The sequence below is a fragment of the Amycolatopsis lurida genome (assembly GCF_900105055.1).
GTDB lineage: Bacteria > Actinomycetota > Actinomycetes > Mycobacteriales > Pseudonocardiaceae > Amycolatopsis > Amycolatopsis lurida.
The window spans coordinates 2,865,054-2,883,216 of record NZ_FNTA01000004.1 but is presented as its reverse complement, the minus strand read 5'-3'; the positions used below and the strand labels follow the sequence as shown (position 1 = coordinate 2,883,216).

Sequence of the window (18,163 nt, the reverse complement as noted above, 5' to 3'; positions counted from 1 at the left end):
CATCCACCAAGGAGGACCTCATGCACGCTCGTGGAAAGCGCTGGATCGAGCACTGGGATCCGGAGAACGAGCGGTTCTGGGAGGAGACCGGGAAGAAGGTCGCCCGGCGGAACCTCTGGTTCTCCATCCTGGCCGAGCACATCGGCTTCTCCGTCTGGACACTGTGGTCGGTCATGGTCCTGTTCATGGGGCCGCAGTACGGGTTCTCGGCCGCCGACAAGTTCCTGCTGGTCTCGACGCCGACTCTGATCGGCGCGTTGATGCGGCCGCTGTACACCTTCGCGGTGGCACGGTTCGGTGGCCGGAACTGGACGATCGTCAGCGCGATGCTGTTGCTGGCGCCCACGATCCTGGCGGCGATCGCGATGGAGCCGGGTACCTCGCTCGGCACGTTCCTGCTGATCGCCGCGCTCGGCGGGGTCGGCGGCGGGAACTTCGCGTCGTCGATGACCAACATCAACGCCTTCTACCCCGAGAAGCACAAGGGCTGGGCGCTCGGGCTCAACGCGGGCGGCGGGAACCTCGGGGTGGCGGCGATCCAGCTGATCGGCCTGCTGGTCATCGGCACCGTCGGCGCGACCGCGCCGCGGGTGGTCCTCTACATCTACATCCCGCTGATCGTGGTCGCCGCGACCTGCGCGTACTTCTTCATGGACAACCTCGCCTCGATGAAGGGCGACACCAAGGCGATGCGCGAGGTCGTCAAGGACCCGCACACCTGGGTGATGTCGTTCCTCTACGTCGGCACGTTCGGTTCGTTCATCGGGTACAGCTTCGCCTTCGGCCTGGTGCTGCAGAACCAGTTCGGTCGCACGCCGTTGCAGGCGGCCGCGGTGACGTTCCTCGGGCCGCTGCTCGGTTCGTTCTCACGGCCGACGGGCGGCTGGCTGGCCGACCGCATCGGAGGCGGAAAGATCACCTTCGTGACGTTCGTCGGCATGGCCGCGGCGACCGTGGTGCTGATCCTCGCGTCGACGTCGAACTCGCTGGCGCTGTTCACCGTCGCGTTCATCGTGCTGTTCGTGCTCACCGGTATCGGCAACGGCTCGACGTACAAGATGATCCCGGCGATCTTCCGCGCCAAGGCGAAGGTCGCGATCAGCGAGGGCGCGGACGAGACGCTGGAGATGCTCAAGGCCCGCAAGCTCTCCGGGGCTTTGATCGGGCTGGCCGGAGCGATCGGCGCGCTCGGGGGCCTCTTCATCAACCTGGCCTTCCGTCATTCGTTCGCGGACACGAAGAGCGGGGTGCCGGCGTTCGTCGCCTTCCTCGTCTTCTACGGCCTGTGCTTCGCCGTCACCTGGGCGGTGTACCTGCGCAAACAGCAGTCGGAAGTGGCGAGCACCCGAGGTCTGGCGCTCGCCGGGGCGGAGGTCTGATGCGGAAACTCGTCGTCGTCGGACATGGCATGGTCGCGCACCGGCTCGTGGAAGCGGTGCGCGCGGAGGACAAGACCGGTGAGTGGCAGGTCGTGGTGCTCGCCGAGGAGGCGCGGCCCGCGTACGACCGCGTCGCCCTGACATCCTATGTGGACACCTGGGATCCCGCGTCCCTCGCGTTGGAAGGCGCTGACTACGCGGACGATCCGCTGGTCGAGCTGCGGCTCGGTGACGCGGTGGTTTCGGTGGATCGGGACCGCGAGGTCGTCGTCACCGAAGCCGGATACGAGCAGCCGTACGACGCGCTCGTCCTCGCGACCGGTTCGCGGCCGTTCGTCCCGCCGGTGCCGGGCCATGATCTTCCCGGCTGTTTCGTCTACCGGACGATCGAGGACCTCGACGCCATCCGGGAAGCCGCTCAGCGGCCCGGGCGCGGACGGCGTTCGGCGGTCGTCATCGGTGGCGGGCTTCTGGGGTTGGAAGCCGCGAAGGCGTTGCGGGACATGGGTCTTTCGCCGCACGTGGTCGAGATGGCGCCGCGGCTGATGCCGCTGCAGGTCGACGAGGGCGGCGGCGGCCTGCTCCGGCGGCTGATCACCGATCTCGACGTGACCGTCCACACGGGAACGTCGACCGACGCCATCGAGCCGGACGGCGAACGCTACCTCGCGAAGCTCGGCAACGGCACGGAACTCGACGTCGACCTGGTCGTGTTCTCCGCCGGTATCCGGCCGCGTGACGATCTGGCGCGTTCATCCGGCCTGGAAGTCGGTGCGCGGGGCGGGATCCTGGTCGACGACACCTGCCGGACGTCCGATCCGGCGGTGTACGCGATCGGTGAATGCGCGGCCGTGGACGGCAAGGTGTACGGCATCGTGGCGCCCGGGTACGCGATGGCGGAGATCGTGGCGGCGCGGCTGACCGGTGGCGAGGGCACGTTCCCCGAGCCGGACATGTCGACGAAGCTCAAGCTCATGGGCGTCGACGTCGCCAGCTTCGGCGACGCGCACGCGGCGACCGAGGGCGCGCTGGAGGTCGCGTTCAACGACGCCGTCGCGGGGACCTACAAGAAGCTCGTCGTGTCGGACGACTCGAAGACGTTGCTCGGCGGGGTGCTGGTCGGCGACGCGAGCGAGTTCAACACGCTGCGCGCGATGGTCGGCAGGCCGCTGCCCGCCGAACCCGGCGCGATCCTCGCCCCGGCCGGTGGCGGGGCGGCGGTCGGGGTCGACGCGCTGCCCGACGCCGCGCAGATCTGTTCCTGCAACGCGGTGTCCAAGGGTGCGATCACGCACGCGATCACCGAAGAGGGCTGCGATTCGGTCGCCAAGATCAAGGGCTGCACCCGGGCCGGCACGGCCTGCGGATCGTGTGTCCCGTTGCTGGGCAAGCTGCTGACGGCTTGCGGCGTCGAGCAATCGAAGGCGCTGTGCGAGCACTTCCCGCAGTCGCGCGCGGAGCTGTTCCAGATCCTCCAGGCCACGCGGATCACCACGTTCAGCGAGATGATCGACCGCTACGGCACCGGAACCGGCTGCGCGATCTGCAAACCGGCGATCGCGTCCATCCTGGCCACGCTGGGCAACGGGCACATCCTCGCCGGCGAGCAGGCGACGTTGCAGGACACCAACGACAAATTCCTCGCGAACCTGCAGCGCAACGGGACCTACTCGGTCGTCCCGCGGATCCCCGGCGGCGAGATCACGCCGGAGAAGCTCATGGTCATCGCGCAGGTGGCGATGGATTTAGGGCTGTACACCAAGATCACCGGTGGACAGCGGATCGACCTGTTCGGCGCCACCGTCGACCAGCTCCCGCTGATCTGGCGGCGGCTCGTCGACGCCGGGTTCGAGTCGGGGCACGCCTACGGGAAGTCGTTGCGCACGGTGAAGTCGTGCGTCGGTTCGACCTGGTGCCGCTACGGCGTGCAGGACAGCGTCGGGTTGGCGATCGAGCTGGAGCTGCGCTACCGCGGCCTGCGCTCGCCGCACAAGCTGAAGTCCGCCGTTTCGGGCTGTGCCCGGGAATGCGCCGAGGCGCGGAGCAAGGACTTCGGCATCATCGCCACCGACAAGGGCTGGAACCTCTACGTCGGCGGTAACGGCGGCGCGACCCCGCGGCACGCGGATCTGCTGGTGTCCGAAGTGGACACCGAGACGCTGATCCGGACGATCGACCGGTTCCTGATGTTCTACGTCCGCACGGCCGACCGCCTGCAGCGCACCGCGCCGTGGGTGGAGGAGATGGAAGGCGGTCTCGATCACCTGCGCGCGGTGATCGTCGACGACAAGCTCGGCATCTGCGAGGACCTCGACGCGGCGATGGCCAAGCACGTCGGTGACTACGCCGACGAGTGGCGCGGCGTGCTGGAAGACCCGGAGAAGCTGGCGAAGTTCACCTCGTTCGTCAACGCGCCGGGCACGCCGGATCCGACGATCTCGTTCCGCACCGAACGCGACCAGAAGGTGCCCGTGCTGCTGGGCATCCCGGAGGTGAAACAGTGACGACCTCGATCGAGCGCACCTGGACCGCCGTCTGCGCGGCGGGCGCGGTCCCCGAATGGTCCGGCGTCGCCGCCCTGCTCGAGGGCGGCGTGCAGGTGGCGATCTTCCGGCTGCCCGGTGATCGGTGGCACGCACTGTCCAATGTGGATCCGGTCAGCGGCGCGGCGGTGCTTTCGCGAGGGATCGTCGGTGACGCGGGCGGCGTCCCCGTGGTGGCGTCGCCGGTGTACAAGGAACGGTTCGATCTGCGGACCGGTGAATGTCTCGACGCCGAAGGTGTCTCGGTCCCGGCCTATCGGGTGCGGGTCACCGAGGGTGTCGTGGAGGTGGAATTCTCACCGTGACAGAAGTCCTTCCCCTGGCGGGATTCGTCATCGGGATCACGGCGGCGCGGCGGGCTGACGAGCTCGGCGCGCTGTTCGTGCGTAAGGGTGCGACCGTGCGCTACGGCCCGGCCATCCGGATCGTGCCGCTCGCCGACGACACCGAACTGCGGGCGGCCACTCAGCGCCTGCTGGAGGACCGGGTCGACGCCGTCGTCGCGACGACCGGGATCGGCTTCCGCGGCTGGGTCGAGGCGGCCGAAGGCTGGGGGCTGGGGGAGGAGCTGCTCGACCGGCTCGGGAAGTCGTCGCTGCTGGCTCGCGGTCCGAAGGCGAAGGGCGCGATCCGCGCGGCCGGGCTTTCGGAGGATTACTCGCCCGCTTCGGAGAGCAACGCCGAGGTGCTGCGGCATCTTCTCGATTCCGGTGTGGACGGTCAGCGGGTCGCGGTGCAGCTGCACGGCGAGCCGCTTCCGTACTTTGTGGACAGCCTGCGCGCCGCGGGCGCCGAGGTGATCGAGGTGCCGGTGTACCGCTGGGTCGGCCCGGCCGACCCCGGCCCGCTGGACCGGCTGCTCGACGGTGTGCTAGACGGTTCGGTGGACGCGTTGCCGTTCACCAGCGCGCCCGCGGTGGCGTCCATGCTGGCGGTCGCGAAACGGACCGGACGGTTGCCGGGAATCGTGCGGGCACTGGAGAAACGGGTCGTGGCGGCCTGTGTCGGGCCGATCACGGCGGCACCGCTGGCCGCGCTCGGGATCCCGACGGTCCAGCCGTCGCGGTCGCGGATCGGGGCGTTGGCGCGGACGGTGTCCGACGCGCTCGAAGCGCGTTCGCTGCGGCTGACCGCGGGCGGCCGCACCATCGAGCTGCGGGGTCAGGCGGCGCTGGTCGACGGGCAGTGGTGTGACGTCGCGCCCGCGCCGATGGCGGTACTGCGGGCGCTGGCGGAGTCACCGGGGCGGGTGTTCTCCCGGCGGGAGCTGGTCTCCGCGTTGCCCGACGGCGGTGAGGAACACGCCGTCGAGACCGCCATCGGGCGCCTGCGGAGCTCTTTGGGGTCACCGAAACTCGTCCAGACGGTGGTGAAACGCGGCTACCGCCTGGCCGTCGACCCCTGACCCCCGCGTTTCGTCACCTAATTGCGGTGGTCGAGCGCGGGAACGTGTCGCAAGTAGATGACGAATTGCGGGAGGCGCGGTCAGGAGAAGGTGACGCGGTGGTCTGGGAACTCCCGGGCGGCGGCGACGCGGGCCGCTTCCGCTTCGGCGGCTTTCCGCACGGCCGGGCGGAGGACCTCGAACGGGGTCACGGTGAAGTCGAGCCGTTTCCTGCCGCTCGCCTTGGCCCGCCACACACCGGCGATCTCACCGTCGGCCAGCAGCGCGCCGGGACTGCCGAGGATCTTCCAGACCTCCTTCTGCCGGGCCTTGTCCGGTACCAGCACGGCGCGGTCGCGTGCCTGGACGAACGGGTCCAGCGGTGGCAGCAGGCGGACCACGTCCGGCTCCGGTGGTTTCTCCAGCAGCGGCACGCGGTCTTCCGGCAGATAGGCCGTCCTGCCGTCGACCCGGATCTCGGCCAGGCCGTCCGGCCACATCGCATCGACGCCGGCGCGGGTCGTCCCGGCGTAGGCGGCGGCGTCACCAGGTGTGGCGGGGCCGTTGATCCGCAGGTAATCCTCGATGACGCGAGTGGCCGCCTTGACGTTCGGCGACGTCTTGATGCGGCCGCGGCCTTCCAGCGGTGCCAACGTCGCCGGCGTCGCGCCCGCTTCCAGCCGGACCCCGGCGTGGATCGACGCGACCCGCATCAACTGCTCGTAGATGTGCACGACACCGCAGCCGCGGCAGGCGTACGACAGCCCGTCGGGGATCAGTTTCGTGACGGCGCCGCTCACCGTCCCCTTGGTCTGCGCGCCGGTGACGACTTCGCGGATCGCTTTCGCCGCGGTGAACAGCGCGTCCGTCGCGGACATGCCCGCGTCCTCGACCTGTTTGCGTTGCCAGAGGATCCGGGCCATCGCGTCCTTCTCGTCGAGCGGCACGAGTGCGGCCCGGATCGCGTCCAGTTCCGTGCGCCGGTGGAAATGCGGCGCGCCACGATGGGTCCACGCGAGCACGAACCGATCGTCGTCCCAGACCGCGGGCCTGATCTCACCGTCGATCCGGGCGGCGAGGCCCAGCAGGGCGGTGTCGCGCACGGAATCCTGCAGCCCGAGGTCGAACACGGCCGCCGCGGCCGGATCCTTCTCCTCACGGTGCAGTCCGTGGGCCGCGATCCGGTACGCCAGCACCTGCTCGCGATCGACCTCGAGCACTTGTCCTCCTCAGAGCGAGTAATCGAGTGTGTACGACATCGTCGGCTCGCCGAGGACGCCGGCCGTGGTGCCGGTGCCGGTGATCCCGGCGAGTTCACCCGTTCCGGATCCTTTGACGATCTCGAACGTCGAGGTGAAGCCCTTCGCGTCGAACCCGGAGTCGTGCTTGATCACGAAGCTTCCTTCGCGTCCGTCCACATAGCCCTCGATCCGTTCGAGACCGGGAGAGGTCGTGTCACCGCCGTCGTAGCCCTCACCCGCGTAGTACAGCAGGTAGTCGATCACGGATCCGCCTTCGATCAGCCCGCTGTAGGCGAACGTGGCGTGCGCGTGGGCCACCCGCGGGCCGTCGTCGGTGCCGCTGACGACGGCTTCTTCCCAGTTCTTCATGGCGAACGTGTTCATGGGCTCACCCTGTCAGCGATACCTGTCAGGTTGTGTCAGGTTTTCGGGGATACTGGATTCATGCGCGCCAGCAGACTCCTGTCGGTCCTTCTCCTGCTGCAGAACCGCGGCCGGATGACGGCCGAGGAACTCGCGACCGAGCTGGAGGTGTCGGTCCGGACGGTCTACCGCGACGTCGAGGCGCTGTCCGCGGCCGGCGTGCCGGTGTACGCCGATCGCGGGCGCACGGGTGGATATCAGCTGGTCGACGGCTATCGCACGCGCCTGACCGGGCTGACCGAGGAAGAGGCGCAATCGCTTTCGCTGGCGGGCCTGCCGGGGGCGGCCAGTGAGCTCGGGCTAGGCACGGTCCTCGCCGCCGCTCAGCTCAAACTGCACGCGGCCATGCCCGCGGAACTGCGTGCCGGGGCGAGCAGGATCTCCGAACGGTTCTATCTGGACGTCCCCGGCTGGCATCGCGGGATCGAAAGCCTGCCGCGGCTGTCCGAACTGGCCGACGCGGTCTGGCACGCGCGGCGGGTCAAGGTCCGGTACGAGCGCTGGGGACAGCGGAAGGTCGATCGCGTCCTCGACCCGCTCGGCCTGATCCTCAAGGCCGGGAACTGGTACCTCGCGGCGCGGTGCGACGGCAGCGACCGGACCTATCGAGTCTCCCGGATCGAAGAGCTCGAAGATCTCGGCGAGACCTTCGAGCGGCCGTCCGACTTCGACCTCGCGCGCTACTGGCAGGAATGGTCGGAGCAGTTCGAAAAGCGGATGTACTCGCGAGTGGCGGTGGTCCGGCTGAACGAGTTCGCCCGCATACTGGTGCCGTTCTATCTCGGCGCCGTCGGAGCGAGAGCGTTACGGGAGACGGACGCCGAGCCGGACGAAGACGGCTGGTTGACGATGAAACTGCCCGTGGAACCCGGAGAACCGGCGGTCGGTGAGCTACTGCGGTTCGGCGGGAACCTCGAAGTGCTCGCACCGCCGGAGTTGCGCGAGCGGCTGGCGGAAGAGATCGGGAAGATGGGCGCGCGTTATGGCTGACCTGGACGGAATCACGATCGGGATCACCGCGGAGCGGCGGGCCGACGACTTCATCGGCGCGCTGACGCGGCACGGCGCGACCGTCCTGCACGCGCCCACCATCCGGATCGTCCCGCTGCCCGACGACACCGAGCTACGGGCGGCGACGGATGCCGTGCTGGCCGGACCGGTCGGCTTCACCGCGGTCACCACCGGCGCCGGATTCCGCGGCTGGCTTTCGGCGGCCGAAGGCTGGGGACTGCGTGAACCGTTGCTGGAGCGGCTGGCCGCGTCACGGATCTTCGTGCGTGGACCGAAAGCCGCGGGCGCGGTGCGCGGCGAGGGGCTGCGCGAGGAATTCTCGGCGCCCGAGGAGAGCAACGCGGAACTGTTCGAAGGCTTGCGCGACGCAGGGGTTCGCGGAGCACGGGTCGCCGTCCAATTGCACGGAACCCTGCTGCCCGAACTCACCGGGTCGCTGCGTGACGCGGGCGCGGACGTCGTCCAGGCACAACCGTATCGCTGGCTTTCGCCCGCCGACGTCGCACCTGTGCACGAACTCGTCGAAAGCGTGATCGCCGGACGCGTGCACGCGTTGGCCTTCACCTCCGCTCCGGCGGCCGCGAACCTGCTGACGCTGGCGGGGTCGCGGCGCGAGGAACTTCTTGCCGCACTGCGAGGTCCGGTTTTGTGCGCGTGCGTCGGACCGGTGACCGCGGCGCCGCTGGAAGCCGCCGGGGTGCCGACCGTGCAGCCCGAACGTCAGCGGCTCGGCGCGTTGGTCAAACTTCTCGTCGCGGAGCTGCGCATTCGGCCGTCTTGACGCGGGTAGCCCGCTTTGCCAGGCTCGAGACATCGGACGCGGGGAGGGCGGCGGATGTCCGAGTCTCAATCGGTCACGTTCGTGCGCGCGATGTTGCGAAAGGGCTCTTCGGTCTTGGGCGCGAGCCCCGCCGACGAAGCACCCGACCCCGATTCCGTTCCCGATTGGCGCTATCGGGAAGATTCCGCGGACACGCTGCTTATGCGGGCGATCCGCTACTCCGCGCTCGGCCCGATCTTCTACCGCGTGGCCGCGTTTCCGAAGGTGTACATCGGTTTCCTGGTCTCGAACGGGTCGGCGGGGATCGTCCCGGTGCTGAGCGTGACGATCCTCGGGGTGCTGCTCAACGTCCTCGCGGTCTGGTGGGTGGTGCGGGGCCGAGGGATCCGGGCGAAGACGTCCGGGCGGCTGATGTACGCGGATCTCGCCGTGGGCGTCGTGCTCACGACGATCGTGGCCACCGCGGCGCCCGCCGGGATCCAGCCGTTCGCCGTCGACGTCGCGTGGACGTGGATGGTCGGGACGGTGGCGCTGTGGACGCTGTCGTTCGGGCTGCCGGCCGCACTCGCGCTGGTGATCGCGGCCGTGCCGTTCCGGGTGTTCCTGACCTGGATCGGCGGACTGCCGATCGACCATCCGCTCGCGGTGAGCCGGTCGGTGGGGTGCATGGTCGCGCTCGTCGTGGCGATGGTGACCACGGCGGGGATCCTGATCCTGCTCGGCGTGGGGACGCGGTTCGCGCTCGGGATCGGGATGCGCCGGGGACAGCGCGCCGAACGCCTGCGGACCCAGCGGGTCATGCACGACTCCGTGCTCCAGACTTTGGAGGCGATGGGGCTGGAGGCGCCGGACGACGATTCCGCCGCCGCGGAACGGCTCGCGGAAATGCGCGCCACCGCACGGGCGCAAGCCGCCGAACTGCGCCGCGAACTGACCGGCCCCGACGCGCCGTCGGCCCGCGGCCTCACCGCGGACCTCGCCGAGGTCGCCACCGAAATGGCGCGCGACGGCCTCCGCACCCAGCTCGTCGCCGCCGAGACCGAACAGGACTACCGCCTCTCGCACGCGCGCCGGACCGCCATCCGCGACGCCGTCCGCGAAGCACTCCGAAACACCGTGAAGCACGCCGGGACGAACCAGGTCGTGCTTCGCGTCGAGGAATCCGAAGGTGGCATCGCGGTCATCGCGCGGGATCAGGGGACCGGTTTCAGCATGCTGGACCGGCCGCCGGGCTTCGGGATCAGCCAGTCGATCATGGCGCGGCTGGCGGAGGTCGGCGGGCGAGGAACGATCGATTCGCATCCGGGGCGGGGGACGCGGGTGACGTTGTGGGTGCCGCACTGAGGCTTCGGTCCGTGAAGGGGAGTAAGGGACCTTTGCTCTCACTTGCTTAGCATGCCTGCGTAAGTGATAGCAAAGGTCCCTTGCTCTCTTCCTGCAGGTCAGAGGTCTACTGAGGCGGGTTGCGCGATGGTCACCGATGTCTCAAGGGTGGCCTTCAGGACGTCGAACGTCTCAAAGGGGGCCTTCAGGACACGGCGCTGGCCGACGCAGAGCCGAGGGTGCCCAATGTGGCAGTGGGGACACTCAATGGCCCCAATGCCACATTGGGTGCACGTGGCATCTTCCGCATTCAGTCCGAAAGCCCTCAGTCCTCGTCGGGAGCCGGAGCCTCCCCGGCCTCCGCCTGCCTCATCGCTTCACGGCCGGCGGCCTCTTCGCTCACCCCTTGCCGCCAGTACCCCGTGAAGCAGATCGCCCGCTTGTCGACCCCGCGCTCCCGTACGAGGTGCCGCCGCACCAACTTCACCATGTTCGCTTCGCCGGAGATCCAGGCGTAGGGCGTTCCGCCAGGCAGCTCCGCTTTCCGGACGGCTTCGAGCACCGCGTCGCCGACAGGGCCGGAGCCTCGCACCACCCAGTGCAGTTCCACGGTTCCCTGCGTTTCGAAGACCTGCCGGTCTTCGCGATCACTGATCTCGACGTAGACCACCGCTCGCGTCCCGGCGGGCAGCGCCTCGACGATCGCGCCGATCGCCGGGATGGCGGTCTCGTCACCGACCAGCAGCTGCCAGTTGGTGTCCGAGGGCACGTCGTAGAGCCCGTGCGGTCCCAGGAAGGCGACCCGATCGCCCTCCGAAGCGCGCGAAGCCCACGCCGAGGCCGGGCCTTCGTCGCCGTGCAGCACGAAGTCGATGTCCACCTCCCGCACCGACGGTCGCAGCGCGCGCACGGTGTACGTGCGCATCGGCGGCCGGACGTCGTCGGGCATCGCGAGGTAGGTCCGGTACCAGGACAGGACTTCGTCGCCGCTCAGCGGAGCGGGCAGCACGGGCGCCGCCTGGCCGGGCTGCGGGAAGAACACCTTCAGGTACTGGTCGGGCGCCTGGTCCACCAGCGACGCCCCCGAGAAGGTCACCCTGCTCATATGCGGAGTGAGCCGCCGGACACCGGTCACCTTCGCCTCGATGTAGCTCATTAGGCGAGGCTAACCTAAAAGAGAGCGCCCGGACCAGCGTCGTCATCCGGATCACGTTGCCACCGGTATTTCCGCAGGTCGACGCGCTGGCCGTCGGGGATGACGCCCTCCGCGCGCAGTCGTTGCAGTTGCTCGTCGAGCAGATGCGGAGCCGGTGTCCCGTCGGCCCGCAGAATGCGGTGCCAAGGCAGATCGTGGCCGTCCTCGCCGAGGATCCGGCCGACCAGCCGCGGGGACGGGGCCCCCGAAACCGACGCTATATCCCCATAAGTCGCGACCGAGCCGGCGGGCACGCTCGCGATGACCTCGCGCACCCGCTCGTGCAGTTCGTCATCCATGGGACCACTTTGCCGTGCCGCTGCGAGGTTGTGTCGGCGGGGCGTGGTTCCATCGTGGGCGTGAACGGGCGGCGAACAGCGGCAGGAACCGACGCGCGGCTGGTCCGCACGCCGGTCACCGGCACGCCGTCGTTCCAGTGGGATTCCGGCGCCCGCCGCCTGCTGGCCGCCCCGGACGGCTTCCGCCGGGTCCTCGGCGGGCCGGGCACGGGCAAGACGGCCTTGCTGGCGTCGGCGGCGTCGCGGCGCATCGCGGAGGGCGCGAACCCGGAGAGCGTGCTCATCCTGACCACCTCCCGCAAGGCGGCCGAGGTCCTGCGCGCCGACATCACCCACCGGCTCACCACCGACCCGGAAGAGGATCCGCTGCCGCGCACGATCCGTGAGCCGCTCGTGCGCACGGTGCACTCGTACGCGTACGCGCTGTTGCGGATGGAGGCGCAGGCCGACGATCTCCCGCCGCCTCGCCTGCTCGCCGGAGCGGAACAGGACGTCGTCGTCCGTGACCTGCTCGCAGGCGACCTCGAAGAGGGCGCGCTCGACTGGCCGGAGCAGCTGCGGCCCGCGTTGGGCGTGCCCGGGTTCGCCGAGGAGCTGCGAGACCTCTTGCTTCGCGCTGCCGAGCGCGGGCTGGGCCCGGAAGACCTGGTCGAGCTCGGCAGGCGCCGCGGCCGCGAGGAGTGGATCGCGGCCGGGCGCTTCTGGAGCCAGTACGAAGAGGTCACGCTGCTGCAGGGCGCGGGCGGCAACGCGCTCGGCGTCGCGAGCGCTCCCGCGCTGGACGCCGCCGAGCTGGTCACTTCGGCGCTGCTCGCGCTGGAGGACGATCCCGAACTGCGCGAACGCGAGCAGCGCCGCGTCCGGCATCTCTTCGTCGACGACGCGCAGCATCTCGACCCGTTGCAGACGCAGCTCATCCGGCTCATCGGGCACGCGGCCGACGAGTTCGTCGTCGCGGGCGATCCCGATCAGTCCGTGTTCTCCTTCCGCGGCGCGGATCCGAGCCTGTTCGCCGACGCGGACGAGGACGGCGAGCGCACGGTCCTGCTGACCACGGCCCACCGGCTCGCCCCGGTGATCCGCACGGCAGTCACGAAACTCGGCTCCGTGCTGCCCGGCTCGTCGCCGCAACGCAAACTCGTCGACGCGCCGGACGCCGAGGGCGGCGTCGTCCGGGTCCGCCTGATGCCGACGCCGGCCGCCGAGGCGAGCTGGATCGCCGATCAGCTCCGCCGCGCGCATCTCGTCGACGGCGTGCCGTGGTCGGAAATGGCGGTGCTCGTCCGCTCGCCCGCTCGTACTTTCCTTGTCCTGCAGCGTGCTCTCCGGGCAGCCGGGGTGCCTATCGGTTCCGCCACCGAAGAACTGCCGCTCGCGAAGCAGCCCGCAGTTCGTCCTCTGCTGGCGATGTTGCGGCTCGCCGCGGATCCGGACCTGCTCGACGTCGACCTCGCCGAGATGCTGTTGTCCTCGCCCTTGGGCGGCGCGGATCCGCTCGCCCTGCGCAGGCTGCGTCGTGGCTTGCGCAGGCTGGAGCTCGCGGGCGGCGGACAGCGGTCGAGCGACGAGCTGCTGGTGGAAGCCTTGCGGACCAACGACGTTCTCACCGGTCTCGCCGAGGCCGAGGCGTTGCCGATGCGCCGGATCGGCGGCCTGCTGCACGCCGCGCACCAAGCCGTCGTACGCGGGGACGGCGTCGAGCAGGTGCTGTGGGATCTCTGGCAGGCGAGCGGTCTGGAGGAGCGCCTGCTGCGTATGGTCGACCGTGGTGGTTCGCTCGGTTCTCAGGCGGATCGCGACCTCGACGCGATCGTCGCGCTCTTCGACGCGGCTGGTCGCTATGTCGACAGATTGCCGAAGGCGAGTGTCGCCTCGTTCGCGGATTACCTGTCCTCGCAGAACATCGCCGGTGACACGCTGGCGCCCGCCGCGATGAAGAGCGACGGCGTCTCGCTCCTCACGGCGCACGCGTCCGCCGGTCGCGAGTGGACGGTCGTGGCCATCGCCGGTGTCCAGGAGGGCAGCTGGCCGGATCTGCGGCTGCGCGGTTCCGTGCTCGGCGTCGAGCGGCTGGTCGACCTCATGTCCGGAGTCGACGACGAAAAGGTGTCCGCCACCGCGCCGATCCTCGCCGAGGAGCGGCGGCTGTTCTACCTCGCCGCGAGCCGCGCGCGGAAGACGTTGCTGGTCAGCGCGGTCGCAGGCGAGGACGAGCAGCCCTCGCGGTTCATCGACGACCTGGAGGAGAACGGTGCGGACGACGGCGGCCTCGACTCGCGGATGAAGCCGGCGGAACGTTCGCTGGTGCTCGCCGAACTCGTCGGCGAACTCCGTGAGGTCGTCTGTGACGACAAAAGCGAGCCGGAGCGGCGACAGCGGGCGGCACGGCAGCTCGCGAAACTGGCCGCCGCCGGGGTGCCGGGCGCGCATCCGGGCACCTGGTACGGCCTGCTGGAACCCTCCACCGGCGAACCCGTGCACGGGCCGGGCGACCTCATCCGTATCTCACCGTCCACTGTGGAGGTTCTGGTCAAATGCCCGCTGCGCTGGCTGATCGAACGCCACGGCGGCAGTGACCCGGCGCAACTCGCGGCGGTCACCGGAACCCTGGTGCACGGCCTCGCGCAGGCGGTCGCGGGTGGCAGCAGTGACGAGCAGATCCGCGCCGCTCTCGACGAAGCGTGGGTCCGGGTCGACGCGGGGGCGCCGTGGTTCTCGCGCCGTGAGCGGTCGCGGGTCGAGCAGATGCTGCGGAACTTCATCACCTGGCTGGAATCCAGCCGTAAGGAGCTGATCGAAGCCGGGGTCGAGCAGGACATCGAGGTCGAGTTGCCGGTCGGCGATGACGACGTCCGCGTGCTGTTGCGCGGCCGCGTCGACCGCGTCGAGATGGACAAGGACGGCCGTCCGGTCGTCATCGACATCAAGACCGGCAAGGTCCCGATCTCCGCCGCCGACGCCGAACAGCATCCGCAGCTCGCCGCGTACCAGCTCGCCGTGCTGCTCGGTGCGGTCGAGGGCGGTTCGAAACCCGGTGGCGCGCGGCTGGTCTACGTCGCGAAGTCCAACAACAAGACCGGATCCACCCAGCGTGAGCAGGCGCCGCTGGACGAGGACGGCGGCAAGCAGTGGCTGGAACTGGTGCGGTCGGCGGCCGGATCCGCCGCGGGCCCGGAGTACGGAGTCACCGAGAACCCGGACTGTGATCGTTGCCCGGCAAGGGGTTGCTGCCCGCTCCGGCCCGAGGGCAGGCAGGTGACCGGTCCTTGATCTCCGAACTTCAGCGCCGTCAGGTCGAGCCGGGCGAAATCGCCCGCGCGCTCGGCCTGCACAGTCCGACCGACGAGCAGGCCGAGGTGATCGCCGCGCCGATCGAGCCGTCGCTGGTCGTCGCCGGCGCGGGTGCCGGCAAGACCGAGACGATGGCCGCGCGCGTGGTGTGGCTGGTGGCCAACAGCGTCGTCCCGCCGGAACGCGTGCTCGGCCTGACCTTCACCCGCAAGGCCGCCCGCCAGCTCGGCGAACGCGTCCGCACCCGGCTGCGCCGCCTGGTCGGATCGGGGCTGCTCGACAAGATCGACCCGACCGGCGACCTGCGCACCACGGTGACCGCGGGCGAGCCGACGGTGCTCACCTATCACGCGTACGCCGGGCGGCTGCTGTCCGAACACGGCCTCCGGTTGCCCGTCCAGCCCGGCGTCCGGTTGCTTTCGGAGACGTCTTCGTGGCAGTTCTCGCATCGCGTCGTGTCCACTTGGGACAATGATCTGGACACCGACCGCGTGCCCTCCACGGTGACGGCGCAACTGCTGGCGCTGGCCGGGGAGCTCGGCGAGCATCTGGTCGAGACCGAACGGCTCGCGGAGTACACGTCCTGGCTGTGCGAGGTCATCGAGAACGCGCCGCGCGCGAAGGGGCAGCGCGCGTCGTTGCCGCAGAAACTCGCCGAAGTCATGGCCGCGCAACGGTTCCGGCTCGCGCTCCTGCCGCTGGTCGAGGCGTATCACATGCGGAAACGGGCGGAAGGCGCGCTCGACTTCGCCGACCAGATGTCGCTGGCCGCGCAGCTCGCCAGCAGCTATCCGGCGGTGGTCGCGGGGGAGCGCGAGCGCTACGGCGCCGTCCTGCTCGACGAGTACCAGGACACCGGGCATGCTCAGCGCATCCTGCTGCGGTCGCTGTTCGGCGGCGTCGAGCATCCGCCGATGCCGGTGACCGCGGTGGGCGACCCGGCACAGGCCATCTACGGCTGGCGCGGGGCGAGCGCGGCGAACCTGCCCCGGTTCACCACGGACTTCCCCCGCGACAACGGCGAACGGCTCGTCCCGGCCTGGGACTTCGGGCTGCTGACCAGTTTCCGCAACCCGCCCGAGGTGCTCGAACTCGCGAACGCGATCTCGGAACCGTTGCGGGAACGCGGTCTCGGTGTCGCGCGGCTGCGCGCGCTGGAAGGCGCGGGCTCGGCCGATATCGCCGCCGCGCTGCTCCCGGACGTCCGCGCCGAACGCGAGTGGGTGGCCGACGCGGTGGCGAAACGCTGGTTCGAAACCGTGGAGGAGACCGGAAAACCGCCGACGGCCGCGGTGCTGGTGCGCCGTCGCGCCGACATGGCGCCGATCGCGGCGGAAATGCGGGCACGCGGACTGCCGGTGGAGGTCGTCGGTCTCGGCGGGCTCCTCGACGAACCCGAGGTCGCGGACCTGGTCAGCACGTTGCGCGTGCTCGCGGACCCGCTCGCGGGCAGCGCGGCGGCGCGGTTGCTCACCGGGGCGCGCTGGCGGATCGCGGCGGCAGACCTCGCGGCGTTGTGGCGACGTGCGGGCGAACTGTCCTCGCCGGTCCCGCCGTCGGGGAAGTCCGATGTGGACGAACCGGTGCTGGTGACCGAACGGGTCGAGCAGGCGGGGCTCGCCGACGCCATCGACGATCCCGGGACACCGGACCGGTATTCTCCCGAGGGCTACCGGCGGATCCGGAAGATCGGCGCCGAGTTGTCGGCGTTGCGACGGCGGCTGGACCAGTCGCTGCCCGAGCTGGTCGCCGACGTGGAGCGCACCATGCTGCTCGACGTCGAGTCTCTGGCCCGCCCAGGGCCGGCCGGACGCGCGCATCTGGACGCTTTCGCCGACGTCGTCACGGATTTCGCCGAGACCTCGCCGACGGCCACCCTGTTGTCCTTTGTGGACTACCTGAACACGGCCGCGCACGCGGAAGACGGGCTCACTCCGGGCGAGGTGGAGGTCGTCCCGGATCGGGTCCAGGTACTGACGGTGCACTCGGCCAAGGGGCTGGAATGGCGCATCGTCGCGATCCCGCATCTGGTCAAGGAGGTCTTCCCCGGCCGGCGGCGTTCGTCGTCGTGGCTGCGGACGTCGACCTCGCTGCCCGCCGCGCTGCGCGGTGACTCCGAGGACTTGCCGGTGCTGCGGATTCCCGAAGGCGCGGACCGCAAGGAAGTGCAGGAAGCACTGGAGCTGCACGAAGAAGGCTTCGTCGCGCGTGAAGCGGACGAGGAGCGGCGGCTCTGTTACGTCGCGCTGACGCGCTCCGAGCACACGATGCTGATCTCAGGTCATTGGTGGAACGAGAGCAGCGCGCGGCCGAAGGGGCCGTCGGAATTCCTGCTGGAAATCGGCGAGGTGATGCGGGCGAACTCGGTCGGCCGCATCGAGCACTGGGCCGACGAGCCGGAAACCGACGGCGAGAATCCGCTGGTCGCCGACTCCCGCCGAGCGCGCTGGCCGGTCGATCCGCTGTGGCCGCGGCGCGAAGGCGTCGCAGGCGGCGTCGACCTGGTGCTCGGTGCGATGGAAGAGGCCGAACACGCCGAGGAAGAGGAAGAGGACGATCCGGACGGCTGGATCTCCGACACCAAGGTGCTGCTGGAGGAGCGCGCGCGGGCACGGGATCGCGTGCAGCAGGTGGTCCTGCCGCCGCATCTCTCGGTGAGTCAGCTGGTGGAGCTGTCGGCCGATCCCGCGGCGCTGGCCAAGCGGCTGCGGCGGCCGCTTCCCGTGCGCCCCAACACGTACGCGCGCCGGGGGACGGCGTTCCACGGCTGGCTGGAGCAGCGGTTCGGTGGCGAGCAGCTGCTGGAGATCCACGACCTGCCGGGCGCGGCCGACGTCGACGAGGCCCCCGATACCGAGCTGGAGGCGTTGCAGACCGCGTTCGAGAAGAGCGAGTGGGCGCACCGGGTGCCGCACGCCGTCGAGGTCCCGTTCTCGGCGGACGTCGTGGGCGTGACGGTGCGCGGGCGGATGGACGCCGTGTTCGCCGACGCGGACGGCGGCTGGACCGTCGTCGACTGGAAGACCGGCGCCGTGCCGGACAAGGACCGGCTCGAACCGCTGGCCGTGCAGCTGGCGGCGTACCGGCTGGCGTGGGCGGCGCTGAAGAAGGTGCCGGTCGAGAAGGTCCGCGCGGCGTTCCACTACGTGAAACACGACAAGACCGTCCGGCCGGCGGATCTGCTGGACGCCGAAGGCCTGCGGCAACTCCTGCGGAGCGTCCCGACGATCTAGCAATTCGTCATCTACTTGCGGTGATCGCGCGTGCGACTATCGCGAGTAGATGACGAAATG

Annotated in this window: 13 protein-coding genes; 9 read left to right on the top strand and 4 right to left on the bottom strand. The window is 69.9% G+C overall.

The features are described from left to right. Positions 1-20 precede the first annotated feature (20 nt). From BLW75_RS18315 to BLW75_RS18300, 4 genes are read left to right on the top strand one after another with little or no spacing between them, the layout of a single operon-like run. Complete coding sequence (locus BLW75_RS18315; protein WP_034313396.1) at positions 21-1,379, top strand: nitrate/nitrite transporter; 1,359 nt, start codon at positions 21-23, stop codon at positions 1,377-1,379. Then, entirely contained in the window at positions 1,379-3,883 is a 2,505-nt protein-coding gene (gene nirB / locus BLW75_RS18310) for a nitrite reductase large subunit NirB (protein WP_034313245.1), read from the top strand. The genes BLW75_RS18315 and nirB overlap by 1 nt, the downstream gene beginning before the upstream one ends. After that, positions 3,880-4,227, top strand: coding sequence for a nitrite reductase small subunit NirD (gene nirD, locus BLW75_RS18305; protein ID WP_034313243.1), 348 nt, complete (start codon positions 3,880-3,882; stop codon positions 4,225-4,227). Before nirB ends, nirD begins: the two co-directional genes overlap by 4 nt. Next, complete coding sequence (locus tag BLW75_RS18300) at positions 4,224-5,327, top strand: uroporphyrinogen-III synthase (RefSeq protein ID WP_034313241.1); 1,104 nt, start codon at positions 4,224-4,226, stop codon at positions 5,325-5,327. The genes nirD and BLW75_RS18300 overlap by 4 nt, the downstream gene beginning before the upstream one ends. Positions 5,328-5,407: 80 nt before the next feature. Here BLW75_RS18300 and BLW75_RS18295 read toward each other — a convergent pair whose 3' ends face one another. Then, entirely contained in the window at positions 5,408-6,526 is a 1,119-nt protein-coding gene (locus BLW75_RS18295; protein ID WP_034313239.1) for a DNA glycosylase AlkZ-like family protein, read from the bottom strand. Between the two features lie 9 nt (positions 6,527-6,535). Then, positions 6,536-6,931: a DUF3224 domain-containing protein gene (locus BLW75_RS18290; protein WP_034313237.1), complete on the bottom strand. Its 396-nt coding sequence runs from the start codon at positions 6,929-6,931 to the stop codon at positions 6,536-6,538. A 60-nt stretch (positions 6,932-6,991) separates the two neighbouring features. On the opposite strand from BLW75_RS18290, the gene BLW75_RS18285 reads away from it, so the two are divergent. The 3 genes from BLW75_RS18285 to BLW75_RS18275 are packed head-to-tail and all read left to right on the top strand — an operon-like array spanning position 6,992 to position 10,106. Continuing rightward, entirely contained in the window at positions 6,992-7,960 is a 969-nt protein-coding gene (locus BLW75_RS18285) for a helix-turn-helix transcriptional regulator (protein WP_034313235.1), read from the top strand. Beyond that, entirely contained in the window at positions 7,953-8,762 is an 810-nt protein-coding gene (locus BLW75_RS18280; protein WP_034313233.1) for a uroporphyrinogen-III synthase, read from the top strand. Before BLW75_RS18285 ends, BLW75_RS18280 begins: the two co-directional genes overlap by 8 nt. 54 nt (positions 8,763-8,816) lie before the next feature. Continuing rightward, entirely contained in the window at positions 8,817-10,106 is a 1,290-nt protein-coding gene (locus tag BLW75_RS18275) for a sensor histidine kinase (protein ID WP_034313232.1), read from the top strand. A 304-nt stretch (positions 10,107-10,410) separates the two neighbouring features. On the opposite strand, the gene BLW75_RS18270 is transcribed toward BLW75_RS18275, so the two are convergent. Both BLW75_RS18270 and BLW75_RS18265 read right to left on the bottom strand, forming a co-directional pair. Next, complete coding sequence (locus BLW75_RS18270) at positions 10,411-11,241, bottom strand: siderophore-interacting protein (RefSeq protein WP_034313228.1); 831 nt, start codon at positions 11,239-11,241, stop codon at positions 10,411-10,413. A 14-nt stretch (positions 11,242-11,255) separates the two neighbouring features. Continuing rightward, positions 11,256-11,579 carry an MGMT family protein gene (locus tag BLW75_RS18265; RefSeq protein ID WP_034313227.1) on the bottom strand — a complete coding sequence of 108 codons (324 nt, stop codon included), beginning with the start codon at positions 11,577-11,579 and terminating at the stop codon, positions 11,256-11,258. 54 nt (positions 11,580-11,633) lie between these two features. On the opposite strand from BLW75_RS18265, the gene BLW75_RS18260 reads away from it, so the two are divergent. Beyond that, entirely contained in the window at positions 11,634-14,849 is a 3,216-nt protein-coding gene (locus BLW75_RS18260; RefSeq protein ID WP_198935748.1) for an ATP-dependent helicase, read from the top strand. Beyond that, positions 14,846-18,103: an ATP-dependent helicase gene (locus BLW75_RS18255; protein ID WP_034313388.1), complete on the top strand. Its 3,258-nt coding sequence runs from the start codon at positions 14,846-14,848 to the stop codon at positions 18,101-18,103. Before BLW75_RS18260 ends, BLW75_RS18255 begins: the two co-directional genes overlap by 4 nt. Positions 18,104-18,163: the final 60 nt, after the last annotated feature.

Bases quoted from the DNA above. Each gene is read 5' to 3' on its own strand.
- BLW75_RS18285 (WP_034313235.1), top strand. From the start codon at position 6,992: ATGCGCGCCAGCAGACTCCTGTCGGTCCTTCTCCTGCTGCAGAACCGC.
- BLW75_RS18265 (WP_034313227.1), bottom strand. From the start codon at position 11,579: ATGGATGACGAACTGCACGAGCGGGTGCGCGAGGTCATCGCGAGCGTG.
- BLW75_RS18280 (WP_034313233.1), top strand. From the start codon at position 7,953: ATGGCTGACCTGGACGGAATCACGATCGGGATCACCGCGGAGCGGCGG.
- BLW75_RS18315 (WP_034313396.1), top strand. From the start codon at position 21: ATGCACGCTCGTGGAAAGCGCTGGATCGAGCACTGGGATCCGGAGAAC.
- nirB (WP_034313245.1), top strand. From the start codon at position 1,379: ATGCGGAAACTCGTCGTCGTCGGACATGGCATGGTCGCGCACCGGCTC.
- BLW75_RS18270 (WP_034313228.1), bottom strand. From the start codon at position 11,241: ATGAGCTACATCGAGGCGAAGGTGACCGGTGTCCGGCGGCTCACTCCG.
- BLW75_RS18275 (WP_034313232.1), top strand. From the start codon at position 8,817: ATGTCCGAGTCTCAATCGGTCACGTTCGTGCGCGCGATGTTGCGAAAG.
- BLW75_RS18290 (WP_034313237.1), bottom strand. From the start codon at position 6,931: ATGAACACGTTCGCCATGAAGAACTGGGAAGAAGCCGTCGTCAGCGGC.